Raw genomic sequence first — 15,609 nt, 5'->3', positions numbered from 1 at the left:
TGGCAACAAGTGATTTATCCCCATTCGGGCCAGGTGAGCAATTAGCAATTACAAGGCAGCGATTTGAATCAACACTTTCTAGGGCGCAAGGTGGTGACGCTGATGCAATAGACCAATTCCCACAAGTGGCTGATGACTTTCTGAGAGCATCCCAAACGTTTAATGGTGCTACGGATGCATTCAAAGCTGATTTTGATCGGGTGCAAAATGCAAATAATTCTCTCATTGATGTGGCGAAGAGTGAGCGAGATATAGCTCAGGAAACACTTAACGGTGTAGAAGCCACAATTGCTGAACTGCAAAGGTTGAATGAAGAAACAAAGAATAATGGCGAAAGAATACTATCTGTAGCTGAAGCAACACAGTTAGTTCAACAAGCCCAAGGTGAGGTTGCCGCAGCAACTGCTAATGTGGCCAGTATAAACGGACGGATTGAATCGGCACAAGGTAGGGTTGAATCTGCAACCAATGGGGTGGCTGCTGCACAGGAAAGAGTGGCACAGGCCACTCAAGGCGTTCAGGATGCAACATTACAATTAAACGGTGGGCTGACTGCCATAGAGCAAGCTACAAAAAATGTTGCAGATCTAATGTTTGAACTTGGTAATGCAATTCTTCAGGGTTTTGGAAATCTTGCGATTAGTGATCAGCAAATAAGAGATTTCTTAGCAGCTAATCCGCAGCTAAGCGTTCAACAAATAATTGATATTGCAATTCAGGCTGGTGTTAGTGGCTCGCAGGTGGCAAGAGCAACCAACACTCCAATTGAAGACATCAACAGGTTAACTGGCGGAAGAAGCGTACCTGGCGGGAGTATTAGTGATTTTGTAAATGCAAATCTAAACAACCCTATGGCGATTGTTGAAGCAGCTAAAGCAAACGGAGTCAGCCGCCAACAATTAGCTGACAATTCCGTATTGACACTCGATCAAATTGATAGATTTGTTAGGGACAATAACATAGCTGGATTTATGCAAGGAACTGATAGGGTTCCCAGAACAGGTCTTGCGTTCATTCACGAAAACGAATCTATAGGTCCGTCAACTATGCCAGCGGAATTACAAGCAATGAGAGCACTTCTTGCTGATTTGATTATAATTGTGGAAGAACAAACAGAGCAACTTGTATTTGCAAGCGAAAGATCATCTGAAAAAGTCGTGTCTAGTACATTTGAAGCATCTGAAAATGCTATATTCGAAAGACGTAGTTCAGTAAGGTTAAGATAATGGCAGAGGATTTTGATGCGTTTTTATTAGACAACTCAGCAGTACGAAATGTGCTTGTTGAAGTCGGACACGATAGCACGACCGAATATCTTTCATATCGACCATATTTCGATAGTGTGGCAAATAGAGTGTATTCGCCTGTTGTTATCGGTTCGTCTGTTCGAATAACTAGAAAGCTTGGATACCAGAATCTAGATGGAGGATTAACATTTGGCGATATAGAACTAGAGAATACAGACGGTTCTTTGGATTCATGGCTTGATTTCATCTGGTCGAACAGGGCTATTGAAATAGCAGTTGGCGCGGTCACTTGGGCAAGGGCTGATTATGTGACAAAATTTATTGGTGTTGTTGAGGGGATCGATTCCAAATCTCGTAACGTGTTGAATATAAAAGTACGAGATATTATGCAAAGACTGAATTTCCCAGTGACAGAATTGAAGCTTGGGGGTTCTACCGATAATAAGGATGAATTACAACCTCTTTTATTTGGAGAATGCCATAATATAACTCCTCTGCTAACGAACCCGGCCACATTGGAATATCAATTCCATCAAGGAAATTCTGAGGATGCAAAAGAAGTTAGATCGAATGGTATACCTGCTAGCGTAAGTAAGAACTTATCTAATGGTAAATTTACTCCAACAGTTAACCCACAAGGTACGACAATAACGCTTAGTGCGCAAGGTGATAAGCCGAGTGGTGTTTGGAACACAACTGTGGCCACAATTATACAAAGGCTTGCGACAGCTTTTGGCAATGCAGATAATCGTTTATCAGTTAGCGATATTGACACATCAAATTTCAATTCCTTTGATTCGGCTAATAATCAAGACATTGGAGTTTATTTCAAAACACGTCAAAATCTACTTGTGGCAGTAAAAGATATTGCCGCAAGTGTTGGTGCCCAACTGTTGCCAAGTGAATTGGGAAAGTTACAACTCCATAAGGTCGATTTGGTTTCAGTTGGTAGTATATCTGAAACGATAACTGCAAATGATGTTATAGACAAATCTTTGAAGATAGTCGAAATGACTGAGGTTGAAGCGGCTATAACTTTGGGATATGCTAAAAATTGGACAGTTCAAAATAATCTAGATAGTGGGCTTGTTCAAGAAAGTAAGGACTCTTTTGCTAAAGAATGGTTAACTGTCACAAAGGAAAATAGTACAGTCAAAGCGTCTCACAAGCTGGATGGCGAGCCTCGCAGAATAGATACATTTCTGTTGTCTGAAAGTGAGGCAGATACTGAGGCACAGAGACAAGTTGATAATTTTTCCACGCAGCGAAAAATAATAAGTTTTACCGGTCGAGCTAGGTTATTAAATTTAGAAATAGGGAGCTGGGTAACCATACAATACCCAAGATTTGGTATGGATGCTGGAGTTCCCGGTGTTGTTTTACGAATGACTCCTGACTGGATAAAATCCAGGGTTCAAATTGATATTGTGATTAGATAATATGGCATCTTTTTTAAATGCTCGAGACATAGCTTTACAAGCAACCAGTCCTAGAACGTTACCTGTTGTATTGCCATCGACTTATTCAACTTCTGGAGATCACACTGGTACGTTATCTGGGTCTGGGCAAACTAATTTCCAAAATTCACAAATCTCATTCACGGGAACTGGTTCATTATTAGGCGCCGGAGGTGGTTCATTATCCACACTAAACAGCATAGGTGGGAACTATCTTGGGAACTGGGAGGGGGTGAGTCGCACTCCTCACCGTAATGATCAAATCACAATGAGTTCTTCGGGCGCACTACAAGGTGCTGGAGGTGGTGTTGTAACAGCGTTGCCATATTCTAATACAACAGGCGGCCCCCCTACTGATGCTGATATAACCGAACAGGTTTTAGAAAGCGCTGCGACAGCAATTAGTATTAATAGCGGAAATCTCTTTCAAATATTCGGGTCTGGTTCTGCTGGGGTGTTTATCGGATCGGGTGGGCTGTTTGGGCGGAATACAGGCGGGGGGACTACATTTTCGATAGATGCAAACAGTGGTGCAGCTAACTATGCCGGTGATATACAGGGGGGTTCGAATGTCAACATTCTAGGACAGGCTATATTCAACGGATCTAGTTCGGGAGGTGGAAACACTGCTGCTGTTAACTGTAATGCGAGCAGAAATACAGGTATTGGTTTGGTAGCGTACTGCCCTGGATCAGGGATAGCTGTTCGAGGAGTAGGCGATAGCGGAGTAGGCGTGTGGGGATCGAGTTCATCTAGCTTTTCAGGTGTGACTGCGCAAAACACTGGTGGGGGTAGTGCTCTGTCTGTTCAAGGCACCATGTCGATTACCTCAAGCGCTCAAATTCCAAACTTATTTGCAACATCCGCTCAGAACGCTGCAAATGCCACCAATGCTAGTAATGTTCCAGGCTCTGGTGTATCCGGAACGGTTAATAGTGCAACCAATGCAAGTAATGCGACCAATGCGACTAATGCAAGTAATGCAAATAGTCTTGGCGGAGTTGATGATTCAGGTTGGTGTCGCGGTGTTGCTTGTGATGTTGGCACAGCAACTGCTTCAGCATTCGGATTCGGGTTTATTTCCACGGTTGCTGGGGTGGAAACTGCTGCAACTGGTGGAAATAATTATCGAGTGAGATCCATTTCAGATCGACGAACAAAATTTGATATTGAAGATGCGACACTGGGATTCGATTTTTTGCATGATCTTCGCCCACGTAAAGGGAGATACAAAAAACAACCAGATGACGATGCTCATTTTCTTATTTCTCAAGAGGTTAAAGAGACTCTAGACAAACATGGAATGGGTAGAAATCTGTTATCCACAGTTGATGAAACTGATGGAATGCGAGGGGTTGACTACACAAGTGTGCTTATCATCGTGTTAAAAAACTTGTGCGATGCTGAAAAAAGAATAGTAAACTTAGAGACCCAATTAAAAGGAAAAATTAAATGACAAATGAAAAAAGACGCGTAACCAACGTTGATCCTCAGCAACTAATTGAACACATTAATGAGATTAACTTTCATGAAACCGGAGTTGCTCGTGTCGGAGTAGTTCAGGGTTATGAGATTGACGGGAATTTTCAACCCCTGCCGGGTCAGAATGCCCAGCCCTACCAGCTCATGTTTGAAGATTTTGAAAAAGTATTTGGTGACCCAGATGTCATTGCTGCTGTGAATACTCTTCGTGAAAAAATATGGCCAATAATAGATTTGGCTCGACAAGGTAGAGACGCCACTACTGTGAGAGAAATCGCACGACAAAAGGGATTATAGTAACTCTCGTTAGATAAATATGATATACTGTACTTTTAACCAATTATCCAAAGGTACAAAGAAATGAACAGTATGATTGTGGGGGCGTTGATAACAGCTATTTCTCAAATGGTTGAAGTTGCACCATATTCAAATTCGGTTGCGTATTTGCCAAATGATTTAGTGGAAGTTACTCAGTTTTTGGATGAAGCTGACAAACTTAATTTAACGCCTGTTATTGTCATCGATAAGTATTATCTTGATGTGAGTAACAAATACACATACGTAGACCCAAGTCCATTAAAACAAGCCATACGTGATTCTAATCATATCGGTAGAATCTTGTTTATGTATGATGAACCTGGATTACGTGGTCGTCGAAACGGACAAACAATGTCTGAAATATTACCAGTATTTGATCTTATTAAGAAAGATTTCCATGGTGTTGAATTCGTACACATTGAATCATTCGCCGAAATGTATTGGCAGAAACAAGAAAACAACGGCAGGTTATCCCTGTACATGGATGCTGAACATATTGGATTCAACTGTTACGGTAAGTTTGAAAAGTGTGGAAACCCAGCGATAGGTGTACCAGAAGTTCACCAGCTCACTTATTTGGCTGATATTCACTCGGAAATTGTATTTTCGAATAGTGACGCTAAGATATTTCTAGTCCCTGGTGCATTCATGGGCGGTGATTTCTTCGAAAGTGAAAGCGAAGTCACGACGCAATTGGACGACTATGCGTCTGTTGCTGTTGATTACCGTGATTATGTGTCAGGTATGGGTGTTTTTATTTGGGGGGATTTTCATGACGGATATAATCAATTGTCTGGTGCTAGATCGTTACCTCTTGTTAAGGAAAAAACGCTTGAGGTTTTGAATTACCTTAAGTAGTGAGCGATTATTGTATAATATGGCATGAGTGTTGGATTTAAAATAATATCGAGAGATTCAATTCGATTAGCAACGGTATCTGCTACCAGTGCTTTTCCATTGCGCCCTATTGATAACATAAAACTCGATAGCAAATCAGACGTTTGGCGAGCAACCTCGTTGGCTGAACAAACAATTACAGCGACATGGACGGATGCTCAAAGTATTGCCGGTGTGGGTATTGTATTTAGCAATCTGATTATTGGGTCTACCGTACTAATAAAGTTATACACCAATGTCGCCGATGTATCACCAGTGTTTCAAACAGATACCTTAGTTGTTGATTTTGCAAATACCCCTCCCATAGGTTTCCCGACACTTAGTCTTGCAAGTACTCCATTTGGAGGAGGCAATTATTTTGCAAATTTTTTCATCGAACAATCTGCGGAGAAGATGGAGGTTGTTTTAACAAGCCCTGGGAATCCAGATGGATCTATGGAAATAGCTCGACTAGTTGCGGGCAAAGTAATTGGTATAACCAATGGAGCTGACTTTGGCGCAATTGTATCGTATGATGATAATATTGTGGAAAATAGATCTGATAGTGGTAATCTTGTTTCAGATACAAGTCCTAGGTCTAAGAAAATTGAATTTGATCTAGGGGATTTAAATCCAACCGATAAAGCTGCTATGCAAACTATGAAGCGAGTATCTGGCAAAAGCGTTCCCATATTTGTTTCTGCGCAAGACTTGTCTCCTGTTCTTGCTGAAAAAAATATATTTCAAATATACGGGATTATAAATAATGACATATCAATCACAACAGTGAGTTATAATAAACATGCTGGAAATTTAAGTATTACTGAAATTTAATTTTATAGGAATCATTACCATGGCCAATGGTGTATTTAATATTTCGAAAGGTGCGTTTGTTGAAAAGATCAGAGACGGCGCAACCAACGTACTTGTGCTTTTGCTACAAGCGAATGAATCAGAAGCAACTCTGGTAGACAGAGCAACAGTTGCATCGATGCTGGCAGAAGGTGGGACAACTGAAGCCACATTTACAAATTATGCGAGAAAAACTGGTATCACCGGTACTGTTACGGTTGACAATACAAACGATCGCGTGGATGTTGATATGCCTGATCAGACTTGGACAACTGCTGGGGGTGCTGCGAATAATACGCTCACTAAATTAATTGTCGCATATGAAGAATCCGCCGCAGACAGTGGTCGAATACCTTTAACCCATCACGATTTTGCTGCAACCACAGATGGGAGCGATTTAACTGCCCAGGTGAACGCTGCTGGTTTCGGTCGCGCTGCTTAATTATATATAGGATATTGAATTATGAGAACTTTGAATTTACCAGAATGGGCTAGCCTTATATGCAAAGGAAAAGTTGATTTGGATGCAGATGGAATGTATAAGGACTGGTTGGGACGTTTAAATGTCACAAAAGACGACTTAAACGTTTATTGGCTTGAGTGTGCGAAAATTTGCGCGCGGTTAGAGATTCAATTGGCGTTGGCCGGTACTGATTCGGTTGCCGATGAAGGTGGAGCGCTGTTGTTGATAATTAACGATAACAGCAAAACCAAAAACACTTGGAAACAAAAAAGCAGATCCACCAAATCTGTAAATGCAACTCCAGAAGAAGCAATTTCTCAAGATCTGATTGATGCAGGAAAAGAAGCAAATGGTCATTTCAAAAGAGTGATGCAAATTAACATTTAACTTGGTAGGATGAAGATGAAACAAATTATATTAGCAACACTATTGCTGCTCATGTTCTCTAGCGTTGCATTCGGTGGATTTTCTACACCACCTTGGCAACCAAGCCCTGGAGAAGCATCACAGCAATCTCAAGATGGGTTTGAATTATATTATAGCAATCTAAAAAACCTAGAACTGGAAATAGCGGGCACCGGTCAGGGCAGTTTGAGAGATATACCTGGGGAAAGTGATCCAGTATGGTGCTTTACCGGCATTCCGATGTATGACAAAAAATCTGGTATGCTAGTAGGTTACGCAGAAGATTGTTTAGCGGGAGTTACTGCGGATGATGCTGGCAATGTCAGCGTACTTCCAGGTTACACATACTTGCGGTTCTTTGCCCCTGGCGGTGAAACATGGGAATTGTCGGTATCCGGGAACATTAGTGTCTTGCCGACAGTTGTGCAAACTGAAACACAATGGGGGCTGCCTGTCACACATATCACAGGATCAAGCAAAAGATCTACATTGTCCAATGGTATTGTAAGTGGTACAGGACCATTTAAAAACGCGCGTGGTCAGGGTCGAATATCCGGTATGGTGAACATGAGTAATTTTAATCCAGATGATGTGGAAGGTAGCACAATTGATTTTAGTTGCTTCTTTAGTATTGTAGATCTTACTTTGAGCAGTTTCAGCATAAGAGATGCTGCTGAAACGTTGTAAAAATTTATCTCCAGTGAGAGTAAACTCAAAACGGGCGGGGTTAAAATACCGTCCGTTTTGTTATGCAATCGAGATATATAAATGCCAATAACCCAACTCGGTTCTGATTCCGGAGAAGAAGGCTCCAACGATAATGATATAACCCTAACATTGCCTGCTCACCAAGCAGATGATTTCGGGATAGTGTTTGGGCTCGCAGATACTACGACTGGTCTAGTTCTATCTATGTCAGCCGGATGGACTGAATTATACAATCGCACAGATACTACTGGATCAGACAGGCAAGTAGCCTGCTGGTACAGAAAGTTTACCAGTAGTTCCGAGACCAACCCCGCGATGTCTCTTACAGCATCGTTTGGTGGTTCCGAACATGCTGCAATTCTGCACGTGTTCCGGGGCGTAGATACCACCACACCATTCGATGTTACGAATACCACTGTAGAAACTGAGAACAATACGGCAACACCTGATATTGCATCTATAACGACGGTTAACGACAACGCCGCTATCATCATTGTGGCGAGTATGTCGCATGATGATCTTGACGGATTCGGCACGATTCCATCTGGATATACTGAAGGCGAGATGCCTGCAACGGGAAGGACTACAGATAATCGCCAGATGGCTAGTGCATATAACCTCGATGTGGGTTCGGCTGGCGCTAAACTAGTGAGCACGACATGGGACTTCGATGTTACCGGTGGGACAGTTGGAGAAACGTCATCCGATACGATTGCCCTTAGAGAGCAAGCCGCAGCGGGTCAGGAAATAATTATCGGGCTATCTGCTGAAACAGATATTGGTCAAATAACTACCTGGTCTAAAAACCTATCTATGTTACAGGGCCTGGAAATTGATTCTGCAACAATAGTTTTATTAGATAAAAGATTAAGTCTAGAATTTTCTTCGGAAACGGATACTGCGAACGAATCTAGCATAAAGAAATCACTTGAAATGAATCAGTCTTTGGAAACTGATTCGGCAAACCAATTTCAAATCCCGCAATCTATAGTTGTCCAACAAACATTAGAAACAGATATAAGTCGGGAATTTGATTTATCAAAATCGCAGACAGTATCTCAAAGCATTGAAATAGATACGGGTCTTTTGACTATTCAAGAAAAGTCTTTAGCACTTACCCAATCTCAGGAGATCGACACTGCTTTTGAATCGGCAATATCGAAGATCGCAGTCATATCATTGTCAGAGGAAACAGATGCATCATTTGATATGGTCAAATTGTCGAGTGTGACAATTAACCGAGGTGATGAGACTGATACAGGAATTAATGTTGCTATCCAAAAACTCTTTCAAATTGAGCAGGGAATAGAAACAGAAATTGCATTTCAAATTGCCAGTTTAAAATTAACAAACATTGGATTATCCCAAGAAACTGATAGTTCTTTTCCCACAATTGTTCTACAAAGCGATTTGATTGCTTTGGTATCGGAAACAGATTCTGCCTTCGATACTGTCAAATCAAGTAGTGTGAATACAGACCAGGCGATTGAAAATGATACTGCAACTGAAATTATCAAGATCGCCACTTTAACATTTGGGCAAAGCGAAGAGGCTGATAGTAGTACTCAATTTACCATAAGTGTACTTGCAACACTTGACCAAGCAATTGAATCAGATAGTTCTTTCGAGATGGGTAGATTATCAAATCTGCAATTCGATCAATCTCTTGAAATCGATAGTGCACGAGTTGTTAATCCAATAAAAGAACTGACAATATTACAAAGTGTGGAATCAGATATTTCTTCAGATATAGGACGAGATAAAAGTTACCAGCTTCCTATATCTGAAGAGGTAAATATTGCATTCTTAGTGAACAAGAGTGCTAGCGTACCTGTATTTGAAGCTGAGGAGGTAGATAGTGTATTTGACATCGACAAATTAAAATCGCTCGGTGTTCCACAGGTATTGGAAGCAGATTCAGCATTCGATACCCAAATCGAAAATAGAAAAATAGTAAATATATCCACAGAAACAGATGCGGCATTATTGATGGCAACATCTGGGTCCGTTCAGATTGGGCAATCTCAAGAACTTGATACTGCCACAGTAATATTTAAACGAGTGACTATCACATTAGCACAAGTACTCGAAACGGATGTTGCTCAATCTTTCACCAAAAATTTTGCCGTAACTATTGATCGGTCAACAGAGACAGATAGTGGTCATACTTTTGAATTTTCAAAAGCCCTAGAATTTGGGCTGGCAAATGAAAATGATATCGCGTTTGGTTTTGGGACAACAATTAGCATTAATGTGGTACGAGCGAATGAAACAGATACTTCGCAAATTTTTGGCATTTCGAGAACCTTTGAAATAAATTTATCTTCGGAAAATAACAGTTCATTTGGTATCGCTCGTGCCAAGACTTTAAATGTGGACATATCGGTAGAAAGTGATTTGGGATTGGGATTAACCGTCCCTCTATCAGTTGTTATTGGACAATCTCAAGAAATTGACACTGCGAATTCAATGTTTCAAGTTTTGAGTGTTACATTTGGCTTAGCTGAAGAAATAGACACAGCAACTCTATTTTCATTTAGTCGCGCGCTTGGGATAAATCCAGCCAATGAGACTGATGTTGCTTTAGCGATTACGAATAATCAATTAATTCAAATTTTGCTAAGTGTGGCAATTGTCGCAGCTAGCTATGATACTCCTCTTGTCGCATCCAGCTACGATGCAGGTATGTCAACATCGCTGTATAATAATACATTTAGTGCAAAGCTAAACTAAAGGACTCCCATTATGACCTGTACCGCAGTTCCCTATACCAGTGCGAAGTACGATCTGGTGATAACAACTAGTGACGTAAGTACCCCGTTGGCCAATTTCTCAGAGTTAACATTCACCATGACATCTGAATCCACTCCGGCGACTACAATTGATTTCACTCTCACAGGAGGGGGCTTGAGCGTAGTTAGTAATGTTTTAACACTACACATTCAGGATGATGATATAACCGTTGCGGACACCTATGCCAATAAATTATCAGGAATTGTTGCTGGCGAAACAGTAAAACTTACGCTATGTGAAGGTAATACATTAACGTTCTATAGTCACGTGTAAATAATGGCAACTACAGGCTACACTGGATCTATTTATTATAGCATTCCTGATGCAGCAGGAATGACTCTCCCTAATGGAGATTGGACGTGGATATATACCGTTAGAACAGGGGCATCAATAGCTGTTCAAGATATAACGATGAACGGTGTTTACCAGGCCGCGAATACCTTAAATCTGTATACATCCACAATTGGCGGTGATGCTTTTCGGTTAAACTTGAGCGGATTACACGGCACCGACGATACGGTCGGTCCCATATCGACCAATACATGGTACGTAGTAACCATAACACGTGATAGTGGCCAGCTTGACTTAAGGATGGTTCCGTTTGGCAGTACTAGCGTTACGACGGGAACTGGCCTTTCTATATCAGCTGCATACGACTCAACAGCAGGTTACCTTTTTGGTATTGGCGAGGATTTAAGTTTCCCGTTCGGTGGTGGGATGGGTGACGCGATATTTATACCAGGAGTTGCGCTGTCTGATACAGACATGTCCGATATCGCCACCGGTACTGCTATGGACTCAACTGCATGGTGGGCGAGTCGTGAGTTTCATTTAATAATGTCCGATGGCACAGACCATACTGGCAACCACACTGTAACAACACAGGGATCGCCGTCAGCATTGGCTGATCCGGTACAGTTAGTAAGGTTTACAAATCAAGCTGCTGCGTATTCAAGCGGCAATTGGCACTCAGTTCCAGATGACCCCGACTTTATTCTACCTGATGGTGATTTCACCTGGCTTTACTTCGTTAGAACGACTACATTTGGCGGGGGTTCTAGTATTTCGGGTACTGGATCGACTGACAGCGCTAATGATTTTGTCCTTATACAAGGGGGAACGGGCGATGAAGAGATTGAGTTTAATACTAATGATGCCTCTCCTACCGGCGTATTCACTGGTTCAATAGCTCTAAATAGCTGGAAGATTATTGCCGCCAAACGTAGCGGCACTTCGATGTCGGTGCGACAAGCTACATTTGGCAATGCTTCAGTAAGCGGTGGATCTGCTGCAACTTTAAACGTTGCAGTTAATTCACCTAGAGATGTGTTTATAGGTCGTAGGGGTGGCTCGACAAATCCATATCAAGGCGAAATATCAGACGTATTATTTGTACCTGGTGTGGCGATATCCGATTCTGATATTGGAGATATTGCAACAGGCACCGCATTAGATAGTTTCTCCTGGTACGGGACAAACGTTGTTTATCACTTCACAGCGTTTGCGAGTGGAACCCAGCTTGATGAAACCGGAAACCATACAACAACAGCTAACGGTACTGTTGCGCTTGTAAGTGGTCCATCCCAGCTTGTTAGGTCAGGGGGTAGTACTCCTATAAATGTTGCCATAGGATTATCAACCGAAACTGATAGCGCACTCACTGTTTCCTCACAACCTGAGACAACTGTTATTGTAGGTCTGGTATCTGAAACTGATAGTGCTCAGTCGGTTAACCTGATCCAACCCGTACCTAATAACGCTACAACAAGTTTTTCTACTACAAACTATTTTACGGTAGAGGATGACGCGGACTTTACGTATCCAAATACTGATTGGTCTGAAATATTAATACTCAGGCCGGATAGCGTTACCGGGACTCAGCAGCCTTTATCCAATGGCCAAGCATTAAATGCTGATACTAGAAATTTCGTATTGTTCGACGGCACCTTCGACTATTTAATAGATGGTGGTATCGGTCTTGAAGTACCCAACGCCACTATAGGCAACTGGTTTATATTGTGCGCTCAAAGAAGTGGGACCACAGTAACTTTAAGGAGTATCCCCGCTGGAACCACCACTGTTGGAACAAGTGGGGGGCAAACACTCAATGCCGCTATAAATCCCCTTAGTTCGAATTATATAGGCCGAGATAGAATAAGCGTTAGCCCTGACCCGTTCACAGGTGCTATATCTGATTGGTTGTTTATTCCTGGTGAAACTATATCAGATGCAGATTTGCAAAGTATGGCCACAGGCACAGCAATAGATTCATTTTCTTGGTACAGTAGCGCAGTATTCTGGGCAGTACTGCAAGGTGATACTGCCACTGATCATATTGGCTCTAAAACTATAACTGAAGTTGGCACCCTTACTCAAACTACGGCTTCTGATGATGTGGTTAGATTTGGAGAAATTGCAGTTAATGTTAACCAAGGTTCTGAGACTAATTCCGCATTTGCCATAACTTGGTCAAAATCTCTTGGTTTTAGTCCATCCGCCGAAACAGATATCAGTCAGATAATTATAGATAGACGGACGTTTGATTTTGGTTTATCCAGCGAGACAGATAGTGCGCAAGTGATCGATAGTGAAGTTAGCGTTATTGTTGAACAAGCTATTGAGACAGATACGGCTCAATTATTCAATCTTCAAAAAAACCGCAGTTTTGGTTTATCCGCAGAAGCAGATATTGGTCAGAATCTTACTAAACAAAGGTCCTATGATGTCCTTCTAGCAATAGATACAAATATATCTCAGATAGTGGTTCCGCAGGTACAGAGCATTGTCAATTTATTCCCAGCTGATGAAGTAGACATAGCACAGATAACAAACCCAAATTTTCCAACCATTAAACTATCCATAATATCTGAAATAGATACTGGGCAAATAATAACTGCGAATAAAGACATTCCGTTCTTATTTAGTATGGAAACAGATATTGCCTTTTCAAACAATCCAACTAAAAGCATACCGATATTATTGGTTGCTGAATCTGATATATCGCAGAGTTTTGATTTTTTCAAAATACTCTCATTTGGATTATCTTCTGAAGTAGATACAGGTTTTCAAGTAACTAAAATCGGTGGTGCTGCTGATATCTTAGCACTTGATAACGGCGGTATCAAAATACTAATTGATGACAGAATAAAAAACGCTACATTATCGGCGACAAGCACAGCAACAGGATTTAATGTGGATAACTTAAAGGTGGATACTAAAAACACTATCTGGCGCTCCACATCTTTAAGTACTCAAGTACTGACAGCAACATGGGGAACTGCACAAACGCTATCTGGAGTTGGTTTCATATTCAGCAATTTAATTGTTGGTTCAACAATTGTGTTAAGACTATTTGCGAATAGTGGAGATTCTCAAGCGTTTGCTCAAACACCTACAATCAATGTCAATTTTTCATATGAAGTCCCTCATGGATTTTCATCAATTGGGTATTTGAGTTTTCCGTTTGGGGGTGGGAATTACGTGTCTACTTTTTTCCCTGAATCGTCAGTCGGGAAAATACAAGCAACTGTTACAAGTCCATCAAACCCAGATGGATATATGGAACTTGCCAGATTAGTCGCAGGACCTGTTATATCTTTGCAAAGCGAATCAGATTATGGAGCAAGTGTTGGGCAAATTGATCGCACCATTATTGATAGGGCTGATGGTGGAGATCTGGTGATAAATAGAGGAGACCAATCGAAGGAATTAAAATTACCACTTGGTAAATTAACAAGAAACGATACAGCACTGTATAATAGCATCATTCGAGCGATTGGTAGAGATACGCCTATATTTGTTTCTGCATTAGGAAATAGTCCTAACAATGAGGATGTTACGTCATATCAAATATATGGAAAACGAAATAAAGATCTGGGAATATCTCCAATTTCGCATAATAGAGCCGCCTCAACTTTAATAATAAGCGAAATTTAATAATATGTGTGCTGATAATACAACGCCAAAGTCGAACGAAAGAGGTGAGGAATCCAGTGTAAATAGAACCGCACTTGGTTTCGTACAGGAGCAGGTAAAACGGCTAACAGATCGGGTAGACAGAAATACTGAAATCATTATAAGAAGTGAACAAGTGAAAGATAGATTGACTGCCGTTGAATTACAAGTAAACAAACTATGCAACCGAATAACCGTAGGATTATGGGGAATGGTTGTCACATTGATCACAGGTATTTCAGCATTGATTGTTGCAATTTGGCATATTATTCAATGGATTCAAGAGTTGATTAACCACACTGTAATAGCAGCATAAGGAAAAATGAAATGAAGATTATATTAATATTACTTATAATATTAGGTTTAAGTGGATGTGAAACTATAAAAGTTGCACAAGAAACTCGATATATAGATGCTGTGATAGAATCTGGGGAGGCTGAAGAGGTATTAACTGATATCGATTTGACTTCCTTTCAGTTGATGCGCCTGACAAGTGGTTTAAATGCATATAATTCGTTTAAAGGAAAGTGGACTAAATTTACAGATAAACCTGTTGATGTATTAGAAAAAAACATTCCTGATTTAAAAAATGATCTGAATAACTTACATGATCATTTTGTGGCAATACAAGCCGATGTCACGGAGAATTGGGACAAGTACACACTTGAGCAGCAAAAATTGCTACTCGACTATGAAATACATGTTGATAGATTAGCTGAAGGTATTAAAAAGCATTATCGATACGAACATTATGCAGAAGTACTACGCATGTCCCTACAATACGCAAAAGTTGCAACCAAGGTTGCTATCTATGCTGGGAGCGCATTATGAATGAATTTTTAGATAGCATTAGTTTTGGAGGAATTCCCAATTGGGCACTTTTAATTTCAAGCGCAATTCTCGGCACCCTATTCGCTTATTTTAGAAAATGGGCTTGGTCTACAAAAGATTTTCCGATGCTTGGAACAACAAAAGATCGAGCAAAGGCAATAACAAAATTAATAGGTTCCCTCGCAGTTTCATTAACTGTGGATATGCAAACTGGAATGAATAC

Annotated in this window: 15 protein-coding genes; all 15 read left to right on the top strand. The window is 40.9% G+C overall.

Annotation, left to right across the window (positions count from 1 at the left end; all coding sequences use genetic code 11):
* On the top strand, positions 1–1,226 hold a 1,226-nt coding region (locus tag Q0688_RS02925; protein ID WP_299073013.1), incomplete at its 5' end, for a hypothetical protein.
* Positions 1,226–2,686, top strand: a complete 1,461-nt coding sequence (locus tag Q0688_RS02920; protein ID WP_299073012.1) for a hypothetical protein — start codon at positions 1,226–1,228, stop codon at positions 2,684–2,686. The genes Q0688_RS02925 and Q0688_RS02920, both read left to right, overlap by 1 nt.
* Before the next feature lies 1 nt (position 2,687).
* Positions 2,688–4,160 carry a tail fiber domain-containing protein gene (locus Q0688_RS02915; RefSeq protein ID WP_299073011.1) on the top strand — a complete coding sequence of 491 codons (1,473 nt, stop codon included), beginning with the start codon at positions 2,688–2,690 and terminating at the stop codon, positions 4,158–4,160.
* Positions 4,157–4,483: a hypothetical protein gene (locus tag Q0688_RS02910; protein ID WP_299073009.1), complete on the top strand. Its 327-nt coding sequence runs from the start codon at positions 4,157–4,159 to the stop codon at positions 4,481–4,483. The genes Q0688_RS02915 and Q0688_RS02910 overlap by 4 nt, the downstream gene beginning before the upstream one ends.
* A 63-nt stretch (positions 4,484–4,546) precedes the next feature.
* Positions 4,547–5,362 carry a hypothetical protein gene (locus Q0688_RS02905; RefSeq protein WP_299073007.1) on the top strand — a complete coding sequence of 272 codons (816 nt, stop codon included), beginning with the start codon at positions 4,547–4,549 and terminating at the stop codon, positions 5,360–5,362.
* Between the two features lie 24 nt (positions 5,363–5,386).
* The gene (locus Q0688_RS02900; RefSeq protein ID WP_299073005.1) at positions 5,387–6,214 is read left to right on the top strand and encodes a hypothetical protein; all 828 of its coding nucleotides are present in this window, start codon (positions 5,387–5,389) and stop codon (positions 6,212–6,214) included.
* Positions 6,215–6,233: 19 nt separating this feature from the next.
* Positions 6,234–6,674, top strand: a complete 441-nt coding sequence (locus tag Q0688_RS02895; protein WP_299073002.1) for a hypothetical protein — start codon at positions 6,234–6,236, stop codon at positions 6,672–6,674.
* Positions 6,675–6,695: 21 nt separating this feature from the next.
* A complete protein-coding gene (locus tag Q0688_RS02890) occupies positions 6,696–7,082 on the top strand; it encodes a hypothetical protein (protein WP_299073000.1) in 387 nt (128 codons plus the stop codon).
* A gap of 15 nt (positions 7,083–7,097) precedes the next feature.
* Entirely contained in the window at positions 7,098–7,787 is a 690-nt protein-coding gene (locus Q0688_RS02885; RefSeq protein WP_299072997.1) for a hypothetical protein, read from the top strand.
* Positions 7,788–7,868: 81 nt separating this feature from the next.
* Entirely contained in the window at positions 7,869–10,541 is a 2,673-nt protein-coding gene (locus Q0688_RS02880) for a hypothetical protein (protein WP_299072995.1), read from the top strand.
* Between the two features lie 12 nt (positions 10,542–10,553).
* Positions 10,554–10,874, top strand: a complete 321-nt coding sequence (locus Q0688_RS02875; RefSeq protein WP_299072993.1) for a hypothetical protein — start codon at positions 10,554–10,556, stop codon at positions 10,872–10,874.
* Positions 10,875–10,877: 3 nt separating this feature from the next.
* Entirely contained in the window at positions 10,878–14,537 is a 3,660-nt protein-coding gene (locus Q0688_RS02870; RefSeq protein ID WP_299072990.1) for a hypothetical protein, read from the top strand.
* Between the two features lie 4 nt (positions 14,538–14,541).
* On the top strand, positions 14,542–14,871 hold the full coding sequence (locus Q0688_RS02865) for a hypothetical protein (RefSeq protein ID WP_299072987.1): 330 nt from the start codon (positions 14,542–14,544) through the stop codon (positions 14,869–14,871).
* Positions 14,872–14,882: 11 nt separating this feature from the next.
* Complete coding sequence (locus tag Q0688_RS02860) at positions 14,883–15,386, top strand: hypothetical protein (protein WP_299072984.1); 504 nt, start codon at positions 14,883–14,885, stop codon at positions 15,384–15,386.
* A partial coding sequence (locus Q0688_RS02855; protein WP_299072981.1) for a hypothetical protein occupies positions 15,383–15,609 on the top strand: 227 nt, incomplete at its 3' end. The genes Q0688_RS02860 and Q0688_RS02855, both read left to right, overlap by 4 nt.

This window comes from uncultured Paraglaciecola sp. (assembly GCF_937123705.1).
Classification (GTDB): domain Bacteria; phylum Pseudomonadota; class Gammaproteobacteria; order Enterobacterales; family Alteromonadaceae; genus Paraglaciecola.
The sequence above is the reverse complement of the archived record's forward strand: the minus strand, read 5'-3'. Positions and strand labels throughout refer to the sequence as shown.